Source organism: Deltaproteobacteria bacterium (genome assembly GCA_020845895.1).
GTDB lineage: Bacteria > Lernaellota > Lernaellaia > JACKCT01 > JACKCT01 > JADLEX01.
On record JADLEX010000090.1, the window covers coordinates 1 to 25,733 of the forward strand.

Sequence of the window (25,733 nt, forward strand, 5' to 3'; positions counted from 1 at the left end):
ATCGCTGACGAGCACGCACCGCGCGCCCTTCGGCAGAAACCGCGTGAGCGTGTGGCGGTAAATGATCTCGTTGACGGCGTGCGCGCCGCCGATGCCCTCGGCGCACGGTCCGCAGACGATCAGCGTGCCGTTTTCAGCCAAGCACAGCGCCGCGGGCGGCACCGCCTTGGTGATCTGGTAGATGTTGATCGCGGTGGGATCCCCCGCGCCCGCGATCACGAGGTCATGGCGTTTCACGGGCACCTCGCCGACGGCACGCGCGAGCGGCACGAGCGCGCGGTGAGCGGCCACGACGTCGCCGAAGGCCGCGCGCACGAGCGAGCCGTCGGCATTCGTGACGACGTTGAAGATCGCGACTTTCTTCAGCAGGCGGACGAGCGCCTCCTGATGGTCCCGCGCGGGGTTTTGATCGGCCACGCCGAGCCACGCGCCGGGCCGGTCGCGCAGCGAATGATTCGCCGTGATGTCCACCGCGCCGGCTACGCCGGGAAGAATCGCCTTCGCCCCGCCCGTGAATCCCGCGAAATAGTGAGGACGCACCGCGCCGAGCGCGATCACGGCGTCGGCCTCGGCCACTTCGCGATTCACGTGGAATCCGAACTCGCCCGCCCCCACTCGTCGAAGCCGCGCGGTATCGTTCGCATCATGATGTTCGACGCAAATGCGCCCGTTCCATTCCGACGGCAGACCCAGGCGCTCGTCCGGCATCGCGCCGTGTTTTCCGTATCCGACGACCACGCACAGATTCTCGTCGGGGACATGCGCGATTGCGCGGCGCAGTGCGCGAAGCATCGCGGCCTTCGGCATCCCGCGCGTCGGATCGGGGATCACGATCGCCACTCGGTGCGCCGACGAAACGAATCGCCCGGCGTCGGCCGTGCCGATCGGTTCGCGCAGCGCGCGCGCAAGTTCCGCGTCGGGGTCGTCCGCGGGCGGCACATGATTCGCGCAATAGACCGGGATCGGCGAGTCGAGCAGCGGAATCTCGAGAAACGACTTCCCGTATCGAATTGTGCGGTTCACACGCGATCCCCGTGGTGATGCTGCGAGAGCATCACCATTACCGTTCGCGCCGGAACGACCACGACTTTTTCGCGGACGAGCACGGGGAGCGGATCACCCGCGCCGCGCAGGTCCGCGACGATCGGCATCGACGTATCGATCACCTTGATCCACACGTCGCCGTTGAACGGAGCGGGCATCGGGTAATCCGCGGGCCTCGTGTCCATATTCATGATCGCCAAAACGTCCGGCTCGTCCGTCGGAGTTCGATCCCGGTCGTGTCTTCCCGATTCGATGAACGACAGGAATCGGCCATCCGGGTGATTCCAGTCCGGATTGCCGCCATCCGCTCCGAACCATCGGATCTCGGGCAGTGACGAAAATCCGTTGTCCGCGCCGAAAAAGTTATGCGCGCGACCGTAGTACGGCAGACTCTGGCGCAGCCGAATGAGTTTTCGCACCCACCGCAGGATCTCGGCGTTCGTCTCGACCCCCGCGAAATTCACCCACGACGTATCATTGTCCTGACAGTAAGCGTTGTTGTTTCCGCGCTGCGTCCGGCCGATCTCGTCGCCCGCCACGAACATGGGCACGCCGTGCGACAAAAAGAGAATTGCAAAAAAGTTGCGGATCGCGCGCATGCGCCACGCGCCCACGGTCCGGTCCGCCGTGTCGCCTTCCACACCGTAGTTGTGCGAGTAGTTCTCCTCCGCGCCGTCGCGGTTGTCCTCGCGATTCGCGGCATTGTGTTTCGTTTCGTGGGAGACGAGGTCGCGCAGCGTGAATCCGTCGTGGCAGGTCACGTAGTTCACGGAGTGCGTCGGCGTGCGTCCGTTGTGCGCGAACAGGTCGGAGCTTCCGGTGAGTGCGAAGCCCATCATCGAGAGCTGACCGCCATCGCCGCGGACGAAGCGACGGACGGCGTCACGATATCGCCCGTTCCACTCCAGAAACTCGATGGGAAACGCGCCGAGCTGATAGCCGCCGTAACCCACGTCCCACGGTTCCGCGATCAGTTTCGTTCGCGAGAGAATCGGGTCCTGCGCGACGGCCGTCAGGAACGGCGCGGCGACGTCGAACGCTTCGTGCGGGCGGGCGAGCGCGGTGGCGAGATCGAACCGAAAGCCGTCCACCTGACAGACCTCGGCCCAATACCGAAGCGAATCCATCACCATCCGCAGCGTCTGCGGCTGGCCGAGATTGAGCGTGTTGCCGCAACCGGTCACATCCCAGTTGAACCGCGGATTGTTGGCGTGGAGCTTGTAGTAGGTGGTGTTGTCGATGCCCTTGAGCGAAAAGGTCGGCCCGAGGTGGTTGCCCTCGCAACTGTGGTTGTAAACAACATCGAGGATCACCTCGATGCCCGCGCGGTGACACTCGCGCACGAGGGTCTTGAACTCGCGCACCTGCCCCCCGCGCGTGTCGATCGCAAAGCGCGAGTCGGGCGCGAACCAGCCGAGCGTGTTGTAGCCCCAATAGTTACCGAGGCCCTTTTCCACGAGATGCTCTTCGTCGCAACACTCGTGCACCGGCAGGAATTCGAGGACGTTGATCCCGAGTTCCTTGAGATAAGGAATCTTTTCGATGAACCCGAGAAACGTGCCGGGCCTCGAAACGCCCGAGGACGGATGCGCCGTGAATCCTTTGACGTGCGCTTCGTAGATCACCATCTCCGAGTGCGGGATTCCCGGTTTGGCGACGCCCTGCCAGTCGAATGTGTCATCCACCACCACGCACTTGGGGACAACGTGATCGTTCGGCCGCGTGTCCAACACGAGATCCTCGTTGCCGCTCTTTCTCACGAACGCGAAATGCAGATCGTCGAAGCGCGCGTGTTTGTGCGTGATCGCCTTGGCATAGGGGTCGACCAGCAGCTTGTGGGGATTGAACCGCAGCCCCTTTCGCGGGTCGTAGAGCCCGTCGAGTCGCCAACCGTAAAGCTGGCCGGGGCCGACGCCGTCCACGACGACGTGCCAAACGTGGCGGGTCCGACGGCGGACCTCGATGGTGCGGGATGGAAACGCATCGCGAGGATGATCGTAGAGGCAGAGCGTGACGGCGGTGGCGTGACGGGAATAGATCGAGAAGTTGACGCCGCCGTCCACGACGGTTGCGCCCTGGGGAAATGGAAACGAGGTCATCGACCGACCGCCACCTTCAACGGAGATTGAGAAGCCTCATTTGCCGCGAACACACCCGATGCGTCAAGGCGGTGGCGGTTCCGCCCGCCCCGGACAGAAGAACGCCCCGGGCATCGATCGCCCGGGGCGTTAACGGAGTCGATGGAGGTCCCCTAGAGGATCGCCTTCATCGCCGAAAGATCCTTGCTCTTCATCGTTTCGAAAACCGCCGAGGAGATCGGCAGCCGGTTGTTCACGAACCAGAACGCGGACTGCGTCTTGTTGTAGTAGTAGGTCGTTTCCTCGCTCTCCTCGATGAAGGTGCGAACCGCCTTTTTGTCGGCCGCGTCCACGCCCTTTTCGGCGATCATGCCGTTGAGACGATTGGCGGCGAGAACCGCCTGCGACAGCAGCATCCAAGACACGACGATATGCCCCGCGGCTTCGAGGAAGTTGCAGGCGTTCAGCAGCGGCACCAGCGCCTCGAACCCGCCCTGCTTCACCGACTGCTGGATGCCCATGACGGCCATGGCGAGTTCCATCTGCGCCTTTTCGAGCTTCGCGAACGCCTCGCCCATCACCGGGTGTTCCTTGTGCTCGCCGACGAAGATCGAAATCTCCTGCATGACCTGCATAAAGACCGCGCCGCCCTTCATGGTCATCTTGCGTCCCATGAGGTCGAGCGCCTGGATGCCGTTGGTGCCTTCATACAGCGACGTGATCTTCTGGTCGCGCATGTACTGCTCCATCGGATATTCCTTGATGTAGCCGTACCCACCGAGGGTCTGAATCGCCAGCTCCGTGACCCGGAAGCCCTGATCGGTGCTGTATGCCTTGCAGATCGGGACGAGGAACTCGACGAGGTTCTGGTAGCGCTGCTTTTCCTCCGGGTCCTCGGTCACGTGCGCGAGATCACCCCAGAACGCGACCTGCGAGAGCATGGCGCGCACGCCCTCGGTGGTCGCCTTCATATGCATCAGCATGCGGCGGATGTCGGGATGCTCGACGATCGCCACCGGCGGCGCTTCGTTGTTCGCCATGTCCTTGATGTGGCGGAACTGGATGCGCTCCTTGGAATACTGGAGTGAGGACTGGAAGGCGGCGGCCGCGAGTGCGTTGCCCTGCATGCCGACGTAGAGCCGCGCCTCGTTCATCATCTGGAACATGTAGGCGATGCCCTTGTTCTCCTCGCCGATCAGCCAGCCCTGGCACTTGCCGCTCTCGCCGAAGTTCAGCGTGCAAGTGGCGTTGCCCTTGATGCCCATTTTGTGCTCGACGTTGCCCGTCACGACGTCGTTGAATTCGCCGATCGAGCCGTCGTCGTTCACCAGGAACTTGGGCACGAGAAACAGCGAAATGCCGTGGATGCCGTACGGCGCGCCTTCGACGCGCGCGAGCACCGGGTGAATGATGTTGGTGGTGAGGTCGTGGTCGCCGGAGCTGATGAAGATCTTTGTGCCGACGATCGAGAACGAGCCGTCGGGTCGCCGAATGGCTTTGGTCTTGAGCGCGCCGACGTCGGAGCCCGCGCCGGGCTCGGTCAGGCACATCGTGCCGCCCCACTCGCCCGTGTACATCTTCTCGACGTACTTCGCGCGCAGCTCATCGTTCGCGAAATTCTGGAACATGTGCGCCGCGCCATAGGTCAGCTCGCTGTACATGGAGAACGCGGTGTTCGCGCCGCAGAAGAACTCCATGACGCCCATGTTCAGGATGTGCGGCATGCCGAGGCCGCCGTACTCCGGGGGAGCGGAGAGGCCGAGGAAACCGTTCTCGGTGTACGTCTGGTACGCCTTTTTCACGCACTCCGGTACGGTGACCTTGCCGTTTTCGAACTTGACGCCCTCGCTGTCCATCGTGGACCAGATGGGCGCGAGCACCTCGCGGGCGACCTTGAGGCCGCTGCGCATCATCTCCCGCGCCATCGCCTCGTCGTACCCGACTTCGGCGTACTTCGGGTACGCGGACAGCCTGCCGATGTCCAGCCAGTCGAAGAGGCAGAAATTCACGTCGCGTTCGTCAACCATGTAATGAGTCATAAAACCCTCCTGCTTCTGAAATCCGGCGTGGACCAAGACGCCCCGGCAAATCCCGAAACCACGGGTTCAATGAATGAACCCTCATTCAGAATCTTGGCACGCGCCGCCGGACGTGTCAAGGAATCCGAACCCCCATGAGCGCGATTTTTCGTCCGCGCGGCCGCGATTACGGCGATCGGATCGCCCATGCGGCCAGGATCTCTGCGGATACGGGATCGTCGCGATTGACGCCCATCCATTCTCGAATGAACGATTCGAACGGCGCCACGAGATCGGGCCGGACCTCTTGCAGCGCGGCGAAGAACAGCATCGCGCGTCGACCGAGTCCCGCCCGCGTGAAGTAGCCGTTACGCACGTCGGGCGTGGAGTCCGGGGCGTCGCTCACGTAGCGCGAAAGTTCACTCCAGAGGGGATCGGCCCCATCGATCGACCGCCCCGCGCCGACGCGCTCCCGAGCTTCGATCAACAAGCGTGTCAGACGGATCTGGCGGGCCGACTGAGCGCGAGTCCCGTTCCACGTTCCCGGATCGAGTTGCTCGAAGCGCGCCCACAATCGCTCGGCGCGGTCCATTTCACCCAACGCCAGCGACTCTTCGATCCACGCGTGGAGGTGCTGGCCGAACTGCGGCGATTGCGCGAGGCTTTCGCCGTGGACGGCGAGACGCCTTTCGAACCTCTCCCCTGCCCCCAAACGCACATCCGCGGTCATCGCGCGGGCCATCAGCGCGCCCGCCGCGTCACGGTCGCCCTTGCTCCCCAGGGCGTCGATGAGAAAAGACAACTTCAGGTCCGCCTCCCGCTCGTCCGATTCCCGCTCCCACCAAGCGACGAGTTCGTCGCGCGACCACATCGCCGGATGCACGCGCCACGCGCACACGACGCCGACGACGATCACGACCGCGAAGGCGCGCACGAAGAAGACCGGCCAGCTCCCTGGCGTTTTTCGCCGCGCGGCACTCATGGCGTGCCTTCTTCGGCGAAGGCGTTCTTGCGAAGTATCGCATCCGCGAGGAATTGACCGAGGCAGGAATTGGCCGCGACGCTCAGATGCGCCTGCCCGAGAAAAAACTCTTCGTCCGCGATCCCACATGTGCGCGGGGCTTCGTTTGCGTTCACGTAAACAAGCCCGCGCTCATCGGCGAACGACCTCATCAGGTCCGGATAGGCATGCAAATCGGTACGTGACGCTTCGCCGACGAGCACCAGCCGCGCGCCCCGCGTTTGGGCAATTTCGTGAAATTCCCGCAGATTCCGCGCGAAGTCGCCCAGGGGTACCGCCGGAACCCGGGCCGCCGCGCCCTTTGGCAGGCCGGGCGCTTCGCGAACGCGCGACACGGCGATTCGCAGCGCGCGGTACATCGGCGAATCGCCCAGCGCACGTGAGAGCCGCATCGACGCGTTGCCGCCTGTCGCGGGTTTCGCCGACGACATCATCCGGTCAAACATCTCGCGCTCGGTCAGCGGGCCGCGCGAGTAGGTCGCGTCGTTGTCACCGAGGTAGAGCAGCAATACGTCGTGTTCGTATTTGCGGAGTTCTTCGCGATAGTTGACGAGCATCGTGAACGATGTCGTGGACGCGAGGCCGGCGTTGACCACGTCGAATTTCCGGGAGGGTTCGCGCGCGTTCAACTCGCGTTCGAGCACGCTCGTCCACACGTCTTCATCGCGTTCGATGCCGAAGCCCTGCGTGCTCGATGCGCCCTGCACGAGAATGCGTGTCGTGCCGGGGGATTTCTTCGGCGTCGGCGCGCCCATCCGAAAGAACCCCGTCTCGATCCACCAACCCCACGTCTCGTCGTTCCACTCGCCCGGCGCGAGCGCCCGTCCGAAGAGGTGCTGCCGATTGGTCGAAGGCGGTGCGGCGTTTTCCACGGATTCGTCCGGACGATCCATCGCGGCCATCGTCCGATCGATCGCGACGGCACCCGAAATTGCGATCAACAGCATGGCGACTTGATATCGCGCGCCGGAACGTCCCGAACGCATTGCGACGACCATCAGACACATCGTTCCGGAAGCCGCGGCGAAAACGCTCTGAGCGGCGCCGAACCCACGCCCCGGAAACGGGATCAATGCCGACAACAGCGCGACCGCAAGCGTCGCAAGAATCGCCGCGCTCAGGTCACGGAAATCCGGTCGCAAAACCCAGATCGCCGCGAACATTACGGCGCAGGCCAGGCTCGCCGCCCCGTCGTGCGACAAAACACCGATGGCGGCGCAAACGAGTGCGCTGCCGCCAACGGCCACCGCGATAACGGCTCGCGACGCCGACCGCTCGCGCGCGATGCCCGACAGTCCCGAGACCACGAACGCGCCCGCCGTCGCGAATGCGACGCCGATCCATGCCAACGTTTCGATTCCCAGAGCCGCCAACCCGAGCGGCACGAACGCCAGTCGGGAGTCGAACCGGAATCGCCCGGCGAAACGCAGCACGACGACTCGAAACGCCAGCCAGAGAACGCACGATGCGAGGAGCGGCAAGTACGGCCAGGCGTTCAGGATTTCCCGTGCGACGAGCTCGCCGAAGTCATTCCGGGCGGCGAGTCGAAACAGAAGCGGAACGACCGCGAGCCCCGCGGCGGCGATCAGCGGCACCGCGGTCGCGTTCCGCCATTGTCGGTTCGTGACATCGGCGGATCGCTGCGTGTTCATCGCCGCACCGGCTAAAGATCGGGTCGGAAGAACAGTTTGATGAAGACGGGATTCAGGGCCGACAGGCCCGGAGCGGCGAACGGCCCGGTTGGATCGGGAATCACCGGTGAGAACGTGGAGCCCGAGGCCGAAACGACCGCGATGTCGTCATCCGTTTCGAAGCGACGGTCGCCGCCCGACGAGCGTAGCTCGTATCCTGTCGCCGACGTCTTTCGGTACTCGTAGCGGCATCGCCATCCGTCCTTCATGGGAATCGACTCGAATTCCCGCGCGCACCCATCGACCAGGCGCAGCGCGAAATGCGTGTCGATTCCCGCTTCACGGAGCCGATCCACCATGCAGGGGAAAAGGCAATCGGGGGTCGAGCCCGTCTTTGCGACGAAGGCATCGAGCGCGCGCGCGACCTGATCGAGCGTTTGCCGCGTGACGGAATCGTGGAATGCGTTCTCCGCGCGGGCCACGCCGCGAACGCCGACCCCGAGAACAACCAAGAGCGGCACGGCAATCACAAAGGTGGCAGCCTTGATCGAGGCGCGCCGATTCCCCGCGAGAATCGCCAGGAACACGAAACCGAGCGTGCCGATCGCCAGCAAGCCCGGTTCGTTGAAATCGGTCGTGATCGCGACGAATAGCCACCACGCGACGAACGCGACGAGCGCGAGAAGAAACGCGATCATGCGAAGCAGGCCGCTCATCGCGTCAGCGTCATTTGGCGGCTTTCGCCTCGGCCTTCATTCGCTTCGCTTCTTCCTTGGCCAATTTTTCCGCCATCTTGCGCAGCCAGTGATCGCCGTCGGTCACATGGCAGTCCTTGTACTTCTTTCCGCTTCCGCAGGGGCACGCGTCGTTTCGCCCGACCTGCAAGACCTGTCGCGGTCCCGTGATGACGCTCTTGCGCAGCGACATGCGCGGCGCAACGGTCATCGTTCGCTTCCCACCCATCGGTTGACTCCTGTTCCCGGATCTCATGCCGGATGCGGCATATTAGCGAAAACCGCACGCCTGTTAAGGGATTCGCGATCGAGGGCTCAATACTTCGCGCGTCCCTCGAACCGGGCGTGTTTTCGGACGTATTCGAGAATGACGGGCAGGTAGTCGCGAAGATCCGGGCAGCGAACGCCCGTCGGCCGAAGAGCGGCTTGCGTGTTCGTGCCGTCATACTCGACGAAGTGATCGAGGTAGTCGAGTGCCTGCCCGGGAATTTTTAGCAAATCGGCGACAACGGGAATCTTGGCCGCCGCCCGAAGGACAGGGCTGGGAACCGCGCCGAAAGCCTCACCCAAGCCGAATGCCGAGTATGCGCGCTGATAGAGATCCCTCGCGCGTAAGGGGTTCGGATCGCACAACTGATAGACCTGCCCCGGCGTGTCCTTCGCCAGACCGATCCGGCACGACGCCTCGACCACGTAATCGATCGGCACGAGGTTGATGAGGGAGTCTCCGGTGCCCAGCATCGGCAGGCGCAGCCCTTTTTTCAGGAGGCCCCTCGCTTCCAGCAATGCGAGGAGGCGAAATACGGGATACGGCCCGTCGTACTTGTCCGTCTCGCCCGTCCGCGAATCGCCGATCACGATGGCCGGCCGGATGATGACCGTGGGGATGACGTTCATGCGTTGATGAACGAGCACCTCGGCCTTGAACTTCGTCGATTCATAATGGTTCTTGAACGCCTGCCCCAACTCCAGTTCGGTCTCGAGAATGCGTCCGGAGCGCTTGCCCGACACGTAGCACGTCGAGAAGTAGACGAGCCGATCGAGGCGGCGAAGCTGTGCGCACAGATCCAGGACGTTGCGCGTGCCCTCGACATTGACGCGATACGCGGCCGCTTCGCTGATCGTCAGGTCGTAAATCGCCGCCAGATGCCAGACCTGCGTGACCTCGCCCCGGACGCGTTCGAGCACGTCGCCGTCCATTCCGAGGCCCGGCTGCGTGATGTCTCCGGCCGCGACCGTCAATTGGCGCTCGGCCACGGAGGTTTGCGCGGCGACTTTCGTGGCCGCATCCTGGGCGGCGGCGACGAACTTGGGTTGCACCAGCGCGATGACCCGAAGGGCGGGATCGAGTTCGAAAAGCCTCGCGACGATTCGCCGTCCGATGAACCCGGGAAAACCCGTCAACAAAACGGTCCGCGGCGCATTCACGTCTCGTTGCGACGTCCCACGATCCGAACTCTTCCCCTTGCCTCCACGATCAACGGACTGCTTTTGAGCACTTTTCGCCTTCACACTTCGAACGGTCGATTTCGTGTTTTCCTTTGCGCTCATGACCATCCCCCAACGACGGAGGACCGGATCCCCATTATCTCCGCCGTCGATTCGGCCTCGCTTTACGTCAACGCCAGCTCCCTGTCAAACCGAATTGCGCTTTCAATGCCCCGCATCGGCAGATCGCCGAACGAACGCAAATCCGGCGAAGTTTACCTTGAAACGAAGGGGGGGTTCGTCTATAACCGGGGACGCTTTCATGTGGGCGGAAACCGGAAAAACCATGAGTCCCGCGCGCATCATGGTCGTGGACGACGACCGCGAAACCCGGCGGCTCCTCGAAACCGTTTTGACTCGAAACGGTTACGAGGTCATGACCGCCGCCAATGGCCTGCAACTCGTGCGCGTGCTCAAGGTCTATCGGCCCGACCTGATCCTGCTCGACGTCGTCATGAACTGGATCGACGGGTTCGAGCTGTGCCGGATGCTGAAGAACCATCCGGAATGGAGGGACATCGCGGTCGTGTTCATCACGGGACTGTCCGAGGAGCAGGTGGAACCGCAAATCGCGAACCTGAACGCGCAGGGGTGCTATTACAAACCCATCGACATCCGCGACCTTCTCGACGGGATCTCGCGGTTGGTCGGTCGACGTGCCGCCACGACCGCATGAGCGCGACGCCGACGCAACGGCACGGAAACGAACGCAAGGGCCGAGAACGCAAGACCCGCGAACACCAGAGCCGAACGGAACGATTCACATGAAACGCGCACTGATTACCGGCATCACGGGCCAGGACGGCTCCTATCTCGCGGACTTCCTGCTCGAGAAGGGCTATTCCGTTTTTGGAATGGCGCGTCGGTCGAGCACCGAGAAATTCGAGCGCATCGACCATATCCGGGACCGGATCACTGTGATCCAGGGCGACTTGCTCGATCAGCACTCCCTCGTCAAGGCCATCGAGGTCTCGGCGCCGAACGAAATCTACAATCTCGCGGCCATGAGCTTCGTGCCCACCAGTTGGACGCAGCCGGTCCTGACCGCGGAATTCACCGGCGTCGGCGTCACGCGCATGCTGGAGGCGATCCGGCTGGTCGACCCGAAAATCCGATTCTATCAGGCGTCGAGTTCCGAAATGTTCGGCAAAGTGCGCGAAATCCCGCAGCGCGAGACCACGCCGTTCTATCCACGCTCCCCCTACGGCGTCGCGAAGTGCTACGGGCACTTCATCACGGTCAATTACCGCGAGTCCTACGATCTGTTCGCGTGCGGCGGGATCCTGTTCAACCACGAGTCCCCGCGCCGGGGCCTCGAATTCGTGACGCGCAAGGTGACCTGGAGCGTCGCGCGCATCAAGCTCGGTCTCCAACAGGAGCTTCGCTTGGGGAACCTCGACGCGAAGCGGGACTGGGGTTTTGCCGGCGACTACGTGCGGGCCATGTGGCTGATGCTTCAGGCGGATTCGGCGGAAGACTATGTGATCGCCACCGGCACGGCGCATTCGGTGCGCGAACTCGCGCAGATCGCCTTCGAGCGGGTCGGACTCGACTGGGAAAAACATGTCGTGGTCGATCAGGATCTCTACCGGCCCGCGGAGGTGGACTATCTGATCGGCGATCCGTCGAAGGCTCGCGAAAAACTCGGATGGGAACCGCTCGTCAGTTTTCGCGAACTCGTCGAGATGATGGTCGACTCCGATCTCGCCGCCGAAAAAAAGCGCCTCGCGCGGGGCGACTGATGTTCGAGGGGCAACCGATGACCGCGAAACGCTGATGCGGGCTCTGGTCACCGGCGGCGCGGGGTTCGTCGGCGCGCAGCTCTGCCGTTATCTCGTGGAAAGCGGCGACGCAGTCGCCGTATTCATCCAACCTTCGGACGACGACGCGGCCATTCGGCCGCTGGGCCAGCGGCTCACGACCTTTCTGGGCGATATTCGCTCGGCGTCGTCGGTCGACGACGCAATTGCTTCGTTTCAGCCCGACGTCGTTTTTCACCTCGCGGGCATGTCGTTCGTTCCCGACGGCGAACGTTCGCCCGATCTCCTGCTCTCCACGAATCTGACCGGCACGATTCACGTCGCCGAGTCCGTGTTGCGCCGCGCGGCTCGTGCCCGGCTCGTGTTCGCCGGTTCCGGCGAGGTTTACGGCCCGATGTCCGCGGACGACCCTCCGGCGAGCGAGGATCGCGCGCCCGCTCCCGTCACGCTTTACGCGCACTCCAAGTGGTTCGCGGAGCGGATGCTGGAGCATCTCCGGCTTCGCCGCGGGCTGAACGTCGTGACGCTGCGCCTGTTCAACCATATCGGCCCGGGTCAGAGCCCGCGCTTTTCCGTCGCGTCCTTCGCGGATCAATTGCGTCGGATTCGGGATGACGTGCTCGAGCCCGTCATCCGGGTCGGCAATCTGGAGGCACGGCGCGATTTCACCGACGTCCGCGATGTGCTGCGCGCGTATCGCCAGGCGGCGACCGCTTCAGATCCCCCGTCTATTCTCAACATCGCATCCGGTTGGGATCTCAGCCTCGGCGAGGTCCTGCGGCGTCTGATCGAACTCTCCGGTCTGCCCGTTCGAGTCGAGGTCGATCCGGAACGGCTACGCCCGTCCGACGTCTCCCGTCTTGTCGGATCGGCCGAACTCGCACGACAGCACCTGGGTTGGAGCCCGGACTTTGGCCTGGACGAGACCCTTCGGGACCTTCTAAACCCGGAAAACACGGTCGAAAAGCCCCCGTCCGGGAATTCGACTAAATCGCCATAAGGCGTTATCATTCCACAAGTTTGCCGCTCAGTTTCAAGGTGCGGTCCTCGTCGCCCGATACCCAGTTCAGGCGACGTATCGGTCACCGCCGTCGGTCGCCTGCCCGATCGGGCTCATGGATGGAGCGGACTTTGTCGGATGAATCGCCCGGGAAAGAGATCGTCACTCCGCCCATCGCCGCGTCGAGCGCACCGGGGAGTACCCTGGACGATCTCCTGACGTCCACGGGCGCCAAGCCCGCGGAGGTTCAGGTTTTTCTGACGACCGACGAGCTTCACGCGAATATCCAGGCATTTCCGCCGGTCGGCGACATGCCTCACGTGACGGTCGAGATGATCCGGGAAGCGCTCGGAAAGCGAAAGGTTTCCATCGGGGTTGACGAAGAAACGATCCGCCGCGTCGCCGAGAACCGCGAGTACATGAAAACGATTCAGATCGCCGAGGGCGTCCCCCCGGTCAACGGCGTCGATGCGTCCCTGATCTTTCACTACAGCAAGAACCGTCATGTGCAGGACCGCTCGATCGAGAACCTGCAGGCGATCGACATGAAAGAACTCGACAACATCGTCAACGTCGAGGCCGAGACGTTGTTGATCGAGAAAATTCCGCCGGTCGGCGGAGTCGCCGGGAAGACGGTGACCGGTCGAGCAATCCTTCAGAAACGCGGCCAGGATATCCGCCTGCGCGCCGGCAAAGGCGTCAAAGTCGATCCCGACGGGCTGCGGTATTACGCGGAGCGCGGCGGCGAGGTTCAGTTTCGCAACAATCAGATCACGGTCAACGACGTTCACGCCGTACAGGACGTGGACGCATCGACCGGCAATGTCCGGTTCAACGGAAACATCTATGTCGCCGGTCTCGTGAACGACGGGTACACCGTCGAGGCCCGCGGGATGGTGCGCGTGGACGGCAGCGTCGGCGCGGCGACGATCATTGCCGAGGGCGACGTGTTCGTCGCCGGCGGAATTTTCGGTTCGGCCGATTGCCGCATCGAATCGAAAACGGGGAACGTCCACGCGAAGTTCGCGCAAAACGCCACCATCACGGCCGCGCAGGAGATCGGGATCGAGGACTACGCGAAGGAATGTCGGCTCACCGCGGGAGGCGCGATCCGCATCATCAGTGAGAAGGGCGAGCACGGATTCATCGTCGGTGGTCGCGCGCAGGCCGTTCAGGAAATCACGGCCAACAACGCGGGATCGCATCTCGAACTGCGCACACACATCGAGGTCGGGATCGACTCGGAGACCATGCGGGTGATCGACGAGAGCCGCGTCTGGCTTCGGGAGTCGTACAAAAAACTCGACGCCGTGGCGAACGCGCTAAACTACCTGCACAAGCAGAAGAAGCAGGGACCGGAGTTCACCGAGCAGAAACGGGAGCTGTTCGAGAAACTGCTCGACGGGCTCGCGCAGTCCCGCGACCACATGAACGATGTTCAGGAGAACTTCCATTCGGTTCTCGTGAAAACCATCGGCGAAGCCCGAGGTCGCATCACGATTCACCATCGCCTCTATCCCGGTGTAACCCTTCGGATCGGCGGCGAGACCTTCGATATTCAGCGCATGGAGAGCGCGGTCAGCTTCGTGACCGGCAAGGACGGCGTGTCGAAACTCCTCGCGCGCTCGGAAGGCGGCGGATGAATCGGATTTCCAAAGCCGAATTCCTCGACCGTGTGGCGAAATCGACTGCGCTGACCGGCGACCATCTCGCCAGCGTGACACTTGAGGATCTCGAGATCGCCGGCGACGCACTGCAGGGCGCCGTGTTCGACCACGTCCATTTTCTCAATTGCCGGTTCGACGGCGCAAACCTCGGCGAACTCCATTTTCAGTTCTGTCACTTCGAAAATTGCTCCTTCGTGGGATCGACGCTGCGCTCGTGGCAGTGCACGTCGTCGCGCTTCTCGGCGTGCCGGATGGACGAGGCCATGGTCGCGGCGGGTCATATTGAGACATGTCTGTTCGACCGCTGCCGCGCTCCCCGGATCATGTTCGAACGCGTGGAACTCGTGACGAACGTCTGGCGCGACTGCGAACTCGAAGAGGTGTGCGCGACGGGTGTCGGTCTCGCCATGACCATCTTCGATCACTGCGTGATGCCCAAGGCGAATTTTCTCGGCGCGAATCTGATGGCGTGCGTCTTTTCGGGAAGCGATTTGACGTCGGCCGATCTGCGCCGCGCCAACCTGATGTGCGCCGACCTCTCCGACGCGAAGCTCGATGGAGCGCAGATATCCCTCGCCAACGCACTCGGTGCGACCGTTTGGCGGTGTTCGCTTCAGAATGTCGATTTGAAGGACGTCACGTGGGACAACATCGTGGGCGAACCCGCCGAACCGGTTCAGCCGGACCAGTAACCCGTGTAAAGACGTGAGAGGATTTCGGTCGAAGCCTGATTGCACCCCGGGCAGGCATCGACCACGCCGCGCGCGCTCATGGCCTCGGGTGAATTCCAGATCTCCTCGATCGACCGCGTCCGCAGACTCCCCACGGGATCGTAACGCAGTCCGCAGATGACGACGTCGGCGTTCGGCAGGATGTACGCGAGGTCCCGCACCTCCCGGCAGCGAAACCGACGCCCCGAACCGTCCTGGAGTCGGTCGCGATAGACGCGCTCGTTTGCCCCGCGCAGGTACTTGCGCACGAGCCACCCCATCCCTTCTTTCGCGCCGATGCGCGCGTCGGCGAGCGCCGCGGATATCTTTTCGACATTCGTCGCCATGAGCACTTTGTGTTCGACAGTGGACCAGTCTTCGACGTGTTCGAGAAACGGTTTCACCGCGATCCCCGGCACGCAGTCCACCCCGAGGTCGCGGCAATACGCGATCATGTCCGGCAGATCGTCGACGGATTCGTCGGTCACGCAGAAATTCACGCCGAGGGTGAAACCGCGTTTTTCGGATAGCGCCGCCGCTTCCTGCAGCGTGCGATTCACGGCGCGAAACGCCTCGGGCGCGCCGCGCAATTTGCGATACGAGTCCTCGAATCCGTCGAGACTGATGCGCAGTTGCAAGCCGGGACGGCCCACGCGGTCCAGAAAGCCCAGGATTTCGTCGGTCCGCGTGCCGGCCGACGTGATCTGCACGAGCCACGGGTCGATCTCGTCGAACACGGTTTCGCAGATTTCGGCGAGGTCGGGCCGGGCAAACGGCTCTCCGCCGATGATCTTCACAATATCGAGGCAACGCAGTTTGCGAATCACGCCGCGCCACGTCTCGGTGTCGAGTTCATCGTCGAACGACGTCTTGCGCCAAACCTTGCACGTCGCGCATTTCAGGTCGCAGCGCCACGTGGGAATCAGGTGCGCCGAGCGCGGCAGTCCGGGGCGGTCGTGGATGTTCTTCACGATCGCCCGCGCCACGTGCGCGTAAGCCCGCGCGGTGGGAGTCATCCGGGGGGCGTGAGATGTCGTCACTGCGTCAGCAACCTGCGGAAGGAGCCGTATTCGCGTACCTTGGCCCACGTCACCTCGCCGTGCAACAACCGTTCAAACCCGATCCCATACAACCGGATCAGGTCCGTCGCGCGGGCCGCGGCCACCAGCAGGCCGGGTCGACGGGTGAGAAATCGGCTGCGTGCCGCTCTTCGGACCCACGACGACGGGACGAAGGGCTTGGCCGCGAGCGCCGCGAGCGCCATATGGGCGCGGTCGTCGCGACTGCGCGGCCAATCGAAGGTCGCGCGAAACTGCCGAAACGTTTTTTGCGAGCGGCTCTCGATCTCCGCGTCACTCATGGCGCCCGCGTCGATCAGCGTTTCGTGGACACCGGACTTGGGGAACGCATTGAGCGAGTAGAGGTACACGCGGATGGGTTTCGGCATCGCCGTCAGCAGATCGATCATCGCGCGGCGGTCTTGGCCCGTCGCCATGGGGTTGTCGAGAATGATGTCGTAGTTGACCTGAAGACCGAGCCGACGCGACTGCTCCGCGAACTCCAGGACCGTGCGACGGCTGTCCTTGCGCTCGTACATCGCCGCCTCTTCCTCGCTCGCGGCCTCGACGCCGATCTGAATGCCCTTGAGACCCGCGCGCGCCAGATCCTCGACGTCGGCGGCCCGGATCGATTCCGGGTTCAACATGACGTCGAACGGCAGGCCGACCTCTCGCGGATACTTGTCGCAAAATTCCTCGATCCACGAGCGGGGAAAGATGAACGTGTCGTCGTCGAACTTGATGCGGCGCATCGCGCGAAGATGCGTCTTCGCGTGTCGGATTTCCGCGAGCACCGAATCGACCGAACGTCGGCGAAACGGCACGCGCTTGCCGTACACGTCGGCCAGACTCGCGTTGTAACAATACGAGCACACGTAGGGGCATCCTCGGCTGGCGTGCAGCCGCACGATTCCCAGTTTCGCGTAAGGCTCGCCGGGAATCACGTCGCGGCCATCGATCGTCACCTTGTTTTCCGACGCGTAGTCGAGAAACGGCAGCGAATCGAGATCGCGGATCAGGGGCGCCGGACGCGTCTCGGGATCTCCCGGCAGTCGAAGGCCCGCGATGCCGCGCCAGTCGTCGCCATCCGCGGTGCGCCGGGCCAGCTGGGCCATGATCTGCTCACCCTCGCCCACCGCCACGCCGTCCGCGAAATCCACGCAGTCTTCCTGCGCGAAGGTCGGGTGGATACCGCCGACGACGATCGGAACACCGAGGCGCGCCTTGATCTCGCGGCTCATTTGGGCGACGAGCCGAAGATAGGGCGAGCCGAAACCGATGCCGACGACATCCGGTCGAATGCGTTCGAGGTGAGCGTAGAGGAGTTCACGCTCGACCCGCGTCGGCGCGACGACGTCGTTGTTGCGCCAGATCTTGAAAAAGATCGTGTGCGCATCGAATCCTTCGCGCGCAATCACGGCCGACAGCATGCGCAGGCCGTTGTTCTCGGTGCCGTACGGTGTGATGAGGGCGAATTTGGGCGATTTGCGCGCCACGGAGCCTCCGGCGTCGTTGTGACCCACGATTTAGCGGCCCTGTCGCATCGCCGTCAAGGAAAAGGCGAGATTTTATGAGCCCTTGCACACGTTTGGCGCCCGACGCGACAAGAGCGCGCGCGGAATGTCGAGAAACAGGCGCCGCCACGCGACGCCGTGACCTCCGCGCCGGATCGTGCGCGCGACGAGACGGGGAAGGTCGAACAACGCAAACCGGGGAAGCAGGCGAATGAGCCGGGCGCCCGACGCATTCTTCGCGAACAGGAGCCAGCGATTCGCGAACGCCCTCGCGTCGACCGCGACGCCGTGATGCGGCGGGTTCTTTCTGGCGTGGATCGCAACGGCCTCCGGGACGCACGAGAACCGATACCCGTGCCTCGTCGCCCTCCACGCCAGATCCACATCTTCGTAATACGCGAAGAACCGTTCGTCGAAGATGCCCGTTCGTTCCTTCAATTCGAGCAGCGCATCCCGCCGCCACAGGGCGCATGCGCCCGTGGGACCGAATATCCCGCGCACGGCGTTCCATTGGCCGCGATCGGCCAGTCCATGGCCGATGTCGCGAGCGTCGATGCGGGCGAAATCGACACGCACACCAACCGAATCGATGGTCGCGATGCCCTTTCGTTCATCGCGATCGAGGAGGAGCTTGGGTTGCACGGCGGCAATATCCCGGTCCGCGAGGTGAGCGGTGAGTGTCGCGACGCACATTGGCTCAAGAAAAACGTCGGGATTGAGCAAAAGGACGAAAGGTGCTCGCGCGCGCTCGATCGCGAGATTCATCGCGGCGGCGAATCCAAGATTCGAGGATTGTTCCACGAGGGAGACCCGATCTGTGCCAACGCCTCGGACGATGTCGCGGGTCGAATCCGACGAGGCGTTGTCGACGACGATGATATCGAGATCGATCCTCGATTGTTCGAGTGCGGACAGCAGGCACTGCGAGATCGTGCGTTCATTGTTGAACGTGACGACGCACGCCGTCACGCGGTTGGGCGACTCCGAGGACACGGGGTTGCGCTCAGCGCCGGAGTGCGGTGACGACCTTTTCCACGGCATTGCACACGTCGCTGACATCCGCGTCGCTCATGGCCGGAAAGATCGGCAGGGAAAATACCGAACGGGAGAACGCCAGCGCGCGAGGAGTTTGCGCGGGGCGATGCCCGAGCTGACGGTAATACGGATGCGAATTGACCGGCACGTAGTGGACCTGTGGAACGATCCCCTCCGCGACCAGAGCCTCGACCACCGCCCGGCGACCGCCCCGAAAACGTCGCTCGTCAATCAGGATCGGGTAGAGGTGATAGGCGGACCGCGTACCCACGGGAACCGTGAGCGGACGTACGGATTCCATGTCGGCGAAAAACTCGTCATACGAAGCGGCGATGACCTGCCGGCGGCGCAGGAACGCGGAGAATTTCCGGAGCTGCGAGAGGCCCAGCGCACTGTGGAGTTCGCTCAGGCGATAGTTGTATCCGAGAAACCGCATTTCGTTGTGCCAAGGACCGAACCGCCGCGCCATCTCCGGCGTCTTGCTGATGCCGTGCGTGCGAAAGGTCCGCATCCGCTCGGCGAACGCGCGGCTGTCCGTCACCGCCATGCCGCCCTCGGCCGTTGTGATCGGTTTGACCGGATGAAACGAGAAGACCGCGATATCGCCGAATTTGCCCGCTTGGGAATCGTACCCCGTCGCGCCCAGCGCGTGGCACGCGTCCTCGACGAGTCGGAGCCCGTGGCGCCGCGCGATTCGCGGAATGCGATTCATGTCCGCGAGCGCACCCGCGTAGTGAACGACCGAAAGCACGGCCAAATCCTCGATCCCGTCGTCGAGCAACAATTCGAGCGACTTCGGATCCACGAGTCCGCTGTCGTGCTTCACGTCGGCAAAGTGCACGTCCGCGCCGAGAAACAGCGCGGCGTTTGCCGTGGCCGCGAATGTCATCGGAGAGGTCAGGAGCGAGCGCCCCGGTCCCACGCCGAGCGCCTCGTATGCACCGTGCAACGCCGCCGTCGCGTTGCAAAACGCCACCGCGTGTTTGCGACCCACGAACGCGGCGAACTCCGACTCGAAGCGCTCGACCAGCGGGCCCTGCGTGAGCCAGTCCGAATGCAGCGCGGCGATCACCGCCTTCTCATCCGTCGCGTCGATCGACTGACGTCCATATGAGATGGGTTCTCGCCGAATCGGCCGCCCGCCGTCGATCGCGAGTCTTCCTCGGCCCATGTTGATCTCCGTTTGGAAACGAATGTTTAGAATCACGGCCTTCGCGTCGAAGGTCAAGACGCACGTCGGTTCGGAAATTCCGCCCCCGGTGCACTTCGACGCGTCTTTGACAGCCGCGCGGCCGGTGTTTACGCTTTTAGGAGCAACTTCCTTCCGGGGCCGATGATGCTTCTCGTGGTTCGGACATGGGCGCCGCACCTGTTTGCCGTGTGCCTCCTGGTCGGCGCGTTCGGCGCTTGCGAGGACGACACCGACGACCCTTTCGATGACGAGGATCTCGAACTCGACTGGCCGTCGTCGAATCCCGATCGCTATCACTGGGACGGGCTCACCGACCCGTTTTTCGAGGTCTGGAACTGGCACATTTATGATCCGGCGATCGATGAAGCCTTCACGCTCGCGATGGGGGTGGCGAATCCCGGGTCTGACGATCCCGACGCCCGCGGCGCGTTCACGCACGCGTCCGGCGGCGGTCTCGCGCAGCCGGTAATCGATCTGTATTCGTTGCGCGATTTCCACGCGAGCCGTCAGATCGGCGACGTGACCGTCGGCGATGCGCGCGGAACACAAAGCGCGCTGCGCGGCTCGATCGGCGGCGACGAACCCGTGGAGTACGATCTGACGATGACCGTGGACACGTCGTGGGACGAAACGTTCGGCCTGCTGACCAACATCCCCGGATTGCCGACGAACTGGCACGTGAATGCGCTGGCCGCGCGGGCATCGGGAACGGTTCGAATCGGCGACCGCGAATTCGATCTCGACGACGCACCGATGATCGAGGACCACTTCTGGGGGACGACCTTTCCCGGTCTTAGCTATCGCGTGATGGCGAGCGCCTTCGATGAGCCGGAGACTTCCGTCGTGTTTTTCGGGGGAGAACTCGCCCTCGGCCCGCTCAACCTGCCGATCATCCTGCTCGCCGTGCGTCACGGGGAGACGGTGTACGAACTTCGCTCGCAGGACCTCGACGTGCTCGGCCAGATCGAGTCGGACGACAGCGGCCATTACATGATCCAGGCGACGAAGGGAGATCTGCGGATCGAGATTCGCATCATCAACCTCATCGAGGACCCCGCGCCCGGTCTCGCATTCGATTCCGGCGGCGTCGGATTCGGCGGTTGGACCTGGCACAATGCACGGCTCGACCTGGACGTGCTTCGATTCATGGAAGGTCCCGGCTGGACGACCGAGTTCGAAGCCTCCGCCGAACACGTATTTTTCGGCCTCGGCGAGCCGAGCCTCTATAACGACTTCTAGTGCCGGATTTGTCCCATGCCCCCCACGAGGTCCGGGAGCTTGCGCATGCGCTGCTGAACGGCGCACCCGCCCCCGAGCACACGCACCTCGACGCGCGAGCGCGGGTGGACCTCACTGCGATCGAACGCGCCGGGCACGATGCGGCGCGCATTCTCGGCGCGGTCCTTCGCACGCACTTTCCCGCCGCGTCGCTGCATTCGCTCGCCGGGCTCGCGCATCGCACGGATTTGAAAGCCATTTTCGACGCACAAGTCGACGACCTCGCATTGCTCGCGGGTTCGAGCCCCTGGGCCGTGGAACTTGCCGAAGCCCATCTCGCCGATGTTTTCACGACGGATGAGCCACGCGCGCTGGCCCGACTCGCGATGCGTTTCTCCGATCCCGTTCGCGCCGGCGAAACGGCGAATGTCGGCGCGCGGACGATCGGCGAATGGCGCGCGCTGATTCAGGCTCGCGCGGCGCTGTACGATCTGCGCGACGAGGGCGACGCGTGGGCGGCGCTCGACGCGCATTCCGCGCCGGCCGACGCCGCCTGCGTGCTGGCGCTGGCTCAGGCGTGGCGCGAAACTCGGGCGGCGCACGGCATCGCCGCGACCGGTGACGGAATACCGTGCGCGTTCGCCGTGCTCGGCATGGGCAAGCTCGGGGGGCGCGAACTCAACGCGTCATCGGATATTGATCTCATCTATCTGTACGAGTCGGATGACGCCGTCGCGGAGGATGGACGGTCGGTCGCCGAGTGGTACGTCGAGCTCGCGCGCAGGCTCACCGATCTGCTCGGCGGCGGCGGCGCGGGGTTGCGTGTGGACATGCGGCTTCGACCCGGCCAGAGCGCGGGCGCTCTCGCGTGTTCGCTCGCGGCGGCGGAGTCGCACTACGAGTCGTTCGGCCAGGCGTGGGAACGGCAGATGCTGATCCGCGCGCGCGCCGTGGCGGGAAGCGCCCGGCTTGGACGGCGATTCGTCGAAACCGTCCGGCCCTTCGTCTATCGCCGCCGGATGGACCCCCGCGCGCTGGCGGAGATTCGGCGCGTCAAACGCCGACTCGACGCCGAGGTCGCCGTGGCCGCGGGCGGCGACGACAACGTCAAGCTGGCTCGAGGCGGCATCCGGGAACTCGAATACGTCGTGCAGACCTATCAGCTTCTGTACGGTGGGCGCGAGATCGCTCTGCAGACTCCGTCGCTTCGATCGGCGCTCGACGTGATCGAGCAGCTCGATCTGCTCCCGTCGCCGGACGTCGGGGCGCTCCGCGTCGCGTACATCTTTCTTCGTCGCCTCGAAAACCGCATCCAGATGTACGACGGTCGTCAGAATCACCGATTGCCGCCCGACGGTCCCGTGCGCGAGGGCCTCGCGCGTTCGATGGGTTGCGCCACCGTCGCCGAGATGATGCTGCTTTATGAGGGCCATCGCCGGCGCGTTCTCGGGATCTTCGAGGACCTGTTCGCCGTGACGGATGAGGGCGGAACACCCGAAAAGCCCGACACGGAAGATGGGACGCTGCTCGTCGCGACGGTGCGCCACGCCTCGGTCGCGCAGCTCGCCGCGACCGGCATCGAGGACCCGAACGCCGCGTTCGACATCTTCCGGCGGATCGGCGCGCTCCCGCTCGTGCGCTCGTCCAAAAACGCATCGCTCGTCGTCGAGCGAATGGCTTACGGTCTGTGTCGCATCGCCGCCGAAATGCCCGATCCGACGGGGGCACTGGAGCGGCTCGAACGCTGGCTGAATCAACAAAACGCGATGGCCACGCAGCTTTCGATGCTGGCCGACGATGAACAGATGGCCCGCGTGCTGCTCGGCCTCCTGGGACGAGGATCGTATCTGGCCGATCTGCTGATCGACCACCCGGAAGGTTTCGTTCCGATGTTCGTCGCGCAGGACGTTTCGGGCGGCCCCGAGCAGGTCGAACGCGCGCTGATCGAAGCTTCCGAGCGCGACGACCCCCGTGAAGCCCTCGCGGAGCTTCGCCGCACCAAGACGACGCTCGAACTTCAGATCGCGCTCGAGGAACTCTATCGCCCACAGGAGCCCGAAGGGGCGTGGGCGCTGGGGCGGGGACTCGCGACCGGCGCCCTCAAGGCGGTGGCCTCGATCTGCGCGCGGGCGATGGGGATCGAAGCCGACGATCTGGGGATCCTGATGCTCGGCAGCGTGGGCAACGGCGAACCGGTCATGAATTCCGATCTGGATCTTGTCTTCGTGCATGACGACATGGAGCGGGCGTCCCCCGCGACGCGCCTGGCCCAGCGTGTCCTCAAGGAACTCGACGTGAAGTCGCCCCAGGGATTCCTGTTCCGCACGGATCTGCGTCTTCGACCCTTCGGCACGCAGGGCGTGCTTGTCAGTTCCGTCGTTGCCGCGCGCAAGTTCTATTGCGATGCGGCGCCCGTCACCACGCGCTTCGCGCTGCTACGACTGCGCGCCGTGTGCGGTACGCCCGCGACCACGTTCATGAATGCGTGGGCTGAGACCGTCTACGAACGCGGGTGGACGACGGAGGATCAGGCGGAACTCGCCGGCGTCCGCGCGCGGATTCATGCGCAGGTTCCGTCCGGCCGACGTGACGTGAAGAACGAGCCGGGAACGCTTTCCGACATCGAGTTTTTCGTCGCGCGCGAGCAACTTCGGCGCGGCGGCGACGAGCGCGTGCGAATCGTCAACACGCGCGCCGCCCTCGCCGCGCTGCACGACGCCGGAGCGATTTCGTCGGACGATTACAGAGCGCTCGGCGAAGCGCTGCGGTGGTACAAGCGCCTCTCCAGCCACCTGCGCATCATCTTCCCCCGCCCTGTGAGCGAGTGGCCGGAAAAGCCCGCGGAGTTGCGGGTGCTGGCGCGCATGATGGGGATGAAGACCGCCCAGGATCTCGCGACCGCTTACGAAGACACTCGCCGGGCTGTCCTCGCCGTGGTGGATTCCACCCTGGGGAACGCCGCGACCTGATCGCGAGTTACGCGGCCGGCTCCTTCGGCGGTTCGAACTCCGGCGAATTGCGGTGCCGGAAGTATTCGACGACGGCCGGAATCACCGAGATCACGATGATCGCGACGATGACGTAGTGGAAGTTGCGCTTGATGTAAGGCATGTTGCCGAAGAAGTATCCGGCCGCCGTGAATGACACGACCCACGCGATCCCACCACCGAAGTTGAACATCGCGAACCGCGGATAGGTCATCTTGCCGATGCCCGCGACGAATGGCGCGAAGGTGCGAATGATCGGGATGAAACGCGCGAGCACGATCGTCTTTCCGCCGTGGTGCTCGTAGAAACGCTGCGCTCGCCACAGGTGCTTCTTGTTCAGAAAAATCGAATCGTCCCGATGAAACACCTTTGGGCCGATCCGGTAACCCGCCGCGAAGTTGACCGCATCGCCGACGATGGCGGCGACACAAAGAAGGAGAATGAGCCAGTGCAGTTCGAGCGGCGACGTGGGCCGCGCGGCGAGCGCGCCCGCCGTGAAAAGCAGCGAATCGCCCGGCAGGAACGGCGTGACGACGAGCCCCGTTTCGCAAAAGACGATCGTGAAGAGGATCGCGTAGATCCACAGGCCGTAGAGATTCATCCACGCGTCGAGGTGCGTGTCAAGGTGGAAGAAAAGATCGAGCGCCTGACGAATGAGTTCCACGAAACCTCCCGCGCCGTCACCTGAAGCCCGGCGGTCAAGCCGGGGAGTTTCCCGATCAAGGCACGGACTGTCAAGTTCCGCGAGGAATCTTGGACGAAGCGGGGAAGATGTCCGGGGCATCAGCGGGAGTAGATGTCCGGTTTTCCGGCGGGGTGGTTTAGAGGTGTGGGATGCAACACCACAGCACCCTGGCCCGGGAGGCCCAAGCGATGACGAGGCGCGAGGTCATTCAGACGGCGATGGAGGTTTGCCGTCTGAAGCGGGAGGTGTATCCGGATTTTCCGGTTCGCCATTTTCACGAGTTCGCGGTTCGGGAGCACGGTCTGAAGTTGGGCTGCACATGGACGCTGATCGTGCTTCAACAACACGGCTCGGCCCAGAAGGCTCCGCGCCGGGGCCAATACCGCCGCAAGGGACGGCTTCCGCAGGAGCTTCGGCCGGCGGGGATTCGGGATTACGTGGCGGCGAACGAGTACCTGGAACGCCGTTTCGTTCCGGATTTCAACCGTCGCTTCACGGTGGAACCGGCGCAACCCGAAAGCGCGTTTGTCCGAATGGCCGGGCTGGATCTGAGCCTGCTGCTGTCCGTCCGGCACGAGCGAAAGGTCCGCGCGGACAACACCGTGCTCTTCGAGAACCGGACGCAGCAACTGCCGTCGTCGCCGCGGCGCACGCACTTCGCCCGCTGCCCCGTGATCGTCCATGAAATGGTCGACCGCCGTTTGGCGGTCAGCTGCCGGCGACGCCTGGTCGCGCGCTTCGATCGCGATGGAGAAGGATTCGGACGCCCTTGAGGCGTCGGAAACAACCCCAAGGGATACCTCCGGTTTCCCAAACGACCGGCTTCGCCGGTCGTCAACACACCGGACATCTACGAACGCTTATGAACAGGACTTCTACTAACGCTACGGACA

The 25,733-nt window shown here is 63.7% G+C and carries 21 protein-coding genes; 8 read left to right on the forward strand and 13 right to left on the reverse strand.

All coding sequences use genetic code 11. The features are described from left to right. From IT350_11780 to IT350_11815, 8 genes are all read right to left on the reverse strand, one after another. Nucleotides 1-1,023: DUF2088 domain-containing protein (locus IT350_11780; protein ID MCC6158722.1), on the reverse strand; the 1,023-nt coding region annotated here is incomplete at its 3' end. Then, nucleotides 1,020-3,143: a glycogen debranching protein GlgX gene (glgX, locus tag IT350_11785; protein MCC6158723.1), complete on the reverse strand. Its 2,124-nt coding sequence runs from the start codon at nt 3,141-3,143 to the stop codon at nt 1,020-1,022. The genes glgX and IT350_11780, both read right to left, overlap by 4 nt. Before the next feature lie 152 nt (nt 3,144-3,295). After that, nucleotides 3,296-5,161, reverse strand: coding sequence for an acyl-CoA dehydrogenase (locus IT350_11790; protein MCC6158724.1), 1,866 nt, complete (start codon nt 5,159-5,161; stop codon nt 3,296-3,298). Between the two features lie 166 nt (nt 5,162-5,327). Beyond that, complete coding sequence (locus IT350_11795) at nt 5,328-6,122, reverse strand: hypothetical protein (GenBank protein ID MCC6158725.1); 795 nt, start codon at nt 6,120-6,122, stop codon at nt 5,328-5,330. After that, nucleotides 6,119-7,813, reverse strand: coding sequence for a hypothetical protein (locus IT350_11800; GenBank protein ID MCC6158726.1), 1,695 nt, complete (start codon nt 7,811-7,813; stop codon nt 6,119-6,121). Before IT350_11800 ends, IT350_11795 begins: the two co-directional genes overlap by 4 nt. A gap of 11 nt (nt 7,814-7,824) precedes the next feature. After that, the gene (locus IT350_11805) at nt 7,825-8,508 is read right to left on the reverse strand and encodes a hypothetical protein (protein MCC6158727.1); all 684 of its coding nucleotides are present in this window, start codon (nt 8,506-8,508) and stop codon (nt 7,825-7,827) included. Nucleotides 8,509-8,518: 10 nt separating this feature from the next. After that, the gene (locus tag IT350_11810; protein ID MCC6158728.1) at nt 8,519-8,782 is read right to left on the reverse strand and encodes an SEC-C domain-containing protein; all 264 of its coding nucleotides are present in this window, start codon (nt 8,780-8,782) and stop codon (nt 8,519-8,521) included. Nucleotides 8,783-8,841: 59 nt separating this feature from the next. Further along, the gene (locus IT350_11815) at nt 8,842-9,930 is read right to left on the reverse strand and encodes an SDR family oxidoreductase (GenBank protein ID MCC6158729.1); all 1,089 of its coding nucleotides are present in this window, start codon (nt 9,928-9,930) and stop codon (nt 8,842-8,844) included. A gap of 370 nt (nt 9,931-10,300) precedes the next feature. Here IT350_11815 and IT350_11820 point away from each other — a divergent pair, with 370 nt between their 5' ends. From IT350_11820 to IT350_11840, 5 genes are all read left to right on the forward strand, one after another. Beyond that, entirely contained in the window at nt 10,301-10,690 is a 390-nt protein-coding gene (locus IT350_11820) for a response regulator (GenBank protein MCC6158730.1), read from the forward strand. A gap of 82 nt (nt 10,691-10,772) precedes the next feature. Further along, nucleotides 10,773-11,756 (forward strand): GDP-mannose 4,6-dehydratase, encoded by a 984-nt coding sequence (gene gmd, locus IT350_11825; protein MCC6158731.1) that lies wholly within the window; start codon nt 10,773-10,775, stop codon nt 11,754-11,756. Nucleotides 11,757-11,790: 34 nt separating this feature from the next. After that, nucleotides 11,791-12,774 (forward strand): SDR family NAD(P)-dependent oxidoreductase, encoded by a 984-nt coding sequence (locus tag IT350_11830; GenBank protein MCC6158732.1) that lies wholly within the window; start codon nt 11,791-11,793, stop codon nt 12,772-12,774. A gap of 131 nt (nt 12,775-12,905) precedes the next feature. Continuing rightward, nucleotides 12,906-14,417: a DUF342 domain-containing protein gene (locus IT350_11835; protein ID MCC6158733.1), complete on the forward strand. Its 1,512-nt coding sequence runs from the start codon at nt 12,906-12,908 to the stop codon at nt 14,415-14,417. After that, nucleotides 14,414-15,133: a pentapeptide repeat-containing protein gene (locus tag IT350_11840; GenBank protein MCC6158734.1), complete on the forward strand. Its 720-nt coding sequence runs from the start codon at nt 14,414-14,416 to the stop codon at nt 15,131-15,133. Before IT350_11835 ends, IT350_11840 begins: the two co-directional genes overlap by 4 nt. On the opposite strand, the gene IT350_11845 is transcribed toward IT350_11840, so the two are convergent. The 4 genes from IT350_11845 to pseC form a co-directional block, all read right to left on the reverse strand. After that, nucleotides 15,118-16,167, reverse strand: a complete 1,050-nt coding sequence (locus IT350_11845) for an SPASM domain-containing protein (protein MCC6158735.1) — start codon at nt 16,165-16,167, stop codon at nt 15,118-15,120. The genes IT350_11840 and IT350_11845 overlap by 16 nt on opposite strands. A 20-nt stretch (nt 16,168-16,187) precedes the next feature. Further along, on the reverse strand, nt 16,188-17,705 hold the full coding sequence (locus IT350_11850) for a B12-binding domain-containing radical SAM protein (protein MCC6158736.1): 1,518 nt from the start codon (nt 17,703-17,705) through the stop codon (nt 16,188-16,190). A 72-nt stretch (nt 17,706-17,777) separates the two neighbouring features. Next, complete coding sequence (locus IT350_11855; protein ID MCC6158737.1) at nt 17,778-18,716, reverse strand: glycosyltransferase family 2 protein; 939 nt, start codon at nt 18,714-18,716, stop codon at nt 17,778-17,780. Nucleotides 18,717-18,726: 10 nt separating this feature from the next. Beyond that, nucleotides 18,727-19,929 carry a UDP-4-amino-4,6-dideoxy-N-acetyl-beta-L-altrosamine transaminase gene (pseC, locus tag IT350_11860; protein ID MCC6158738.1) on the reverse strand — a complete coding sequence of 401 codons (1,203 nt, stop codon included), beginning with the start codon at nt 19,927-19,929 and terminating at the stop codon, nt 18,727-18,729. A 165-nt stretch (nt 19,930-20,094) separates the two neighbouring features. Here pseC and IT350_11865 point away from each other — a divergent pair, with 165 nt between their 5' ends. Both IT350_11865 and IT350_11870 read left to right on the forward strand, forming a co-directional pair. Continuing rightward, nucleotides 20,095-21,189 carry a hypothetical protein gene (locus IT350_11865; protein ID MCC6158739.1) on the forward strand — a complete coding sequence of 365 codons (1,095 nt, stop codon included), beginning with the start codon at nt 20,095-20,097 and terminating at the stop codon, nt 21,187-21,189. Next, entirely contained in the window at nt 21,189-24,137 is a 2,949-nt protein-coding gene (locus tag IT350_11870) for a hypothetical protein (protein MCC6158740.1), read from the forward strand. The genes IT350_11865 and IT350_11870 overlap by 1 nt, the downstream gene beginning before the upstream one ends. A gap of 7 nt (nt 24,138-24,144) precedes the next feature. Here IT350_11870 and IT350_11875 read toward each other — a convergent pair whose 3' ends face one another. Beyond that, nucleotides 24,145-24,819: a DedA family protein gene (locus IT350_11875; GenBank protein ID MCC6158741.1), complete on the reverse strand. Its 675-nt coding sequence runs from the start codon at nt 24,817-24,819 to the stop codon at nt 24,145-24,147. Between the two features lie 209 nt (nt 24,820-25,028). Between IT350_11875 and IT350_11880 the strand changes: the two genes are divergently transcribed. Then, nucleotides 25,029-25,613, forward strand: a complete 585-nt coding sequence (locus IT350_11880; GenBank protein MCC6158742.1) for a hypothetical protein — start codon at nt 25,029-25,031, stop codon at nt 25,611-25,613. Nucleotides 25,614-25,733 lie beyond the last annotated feature (120 nt).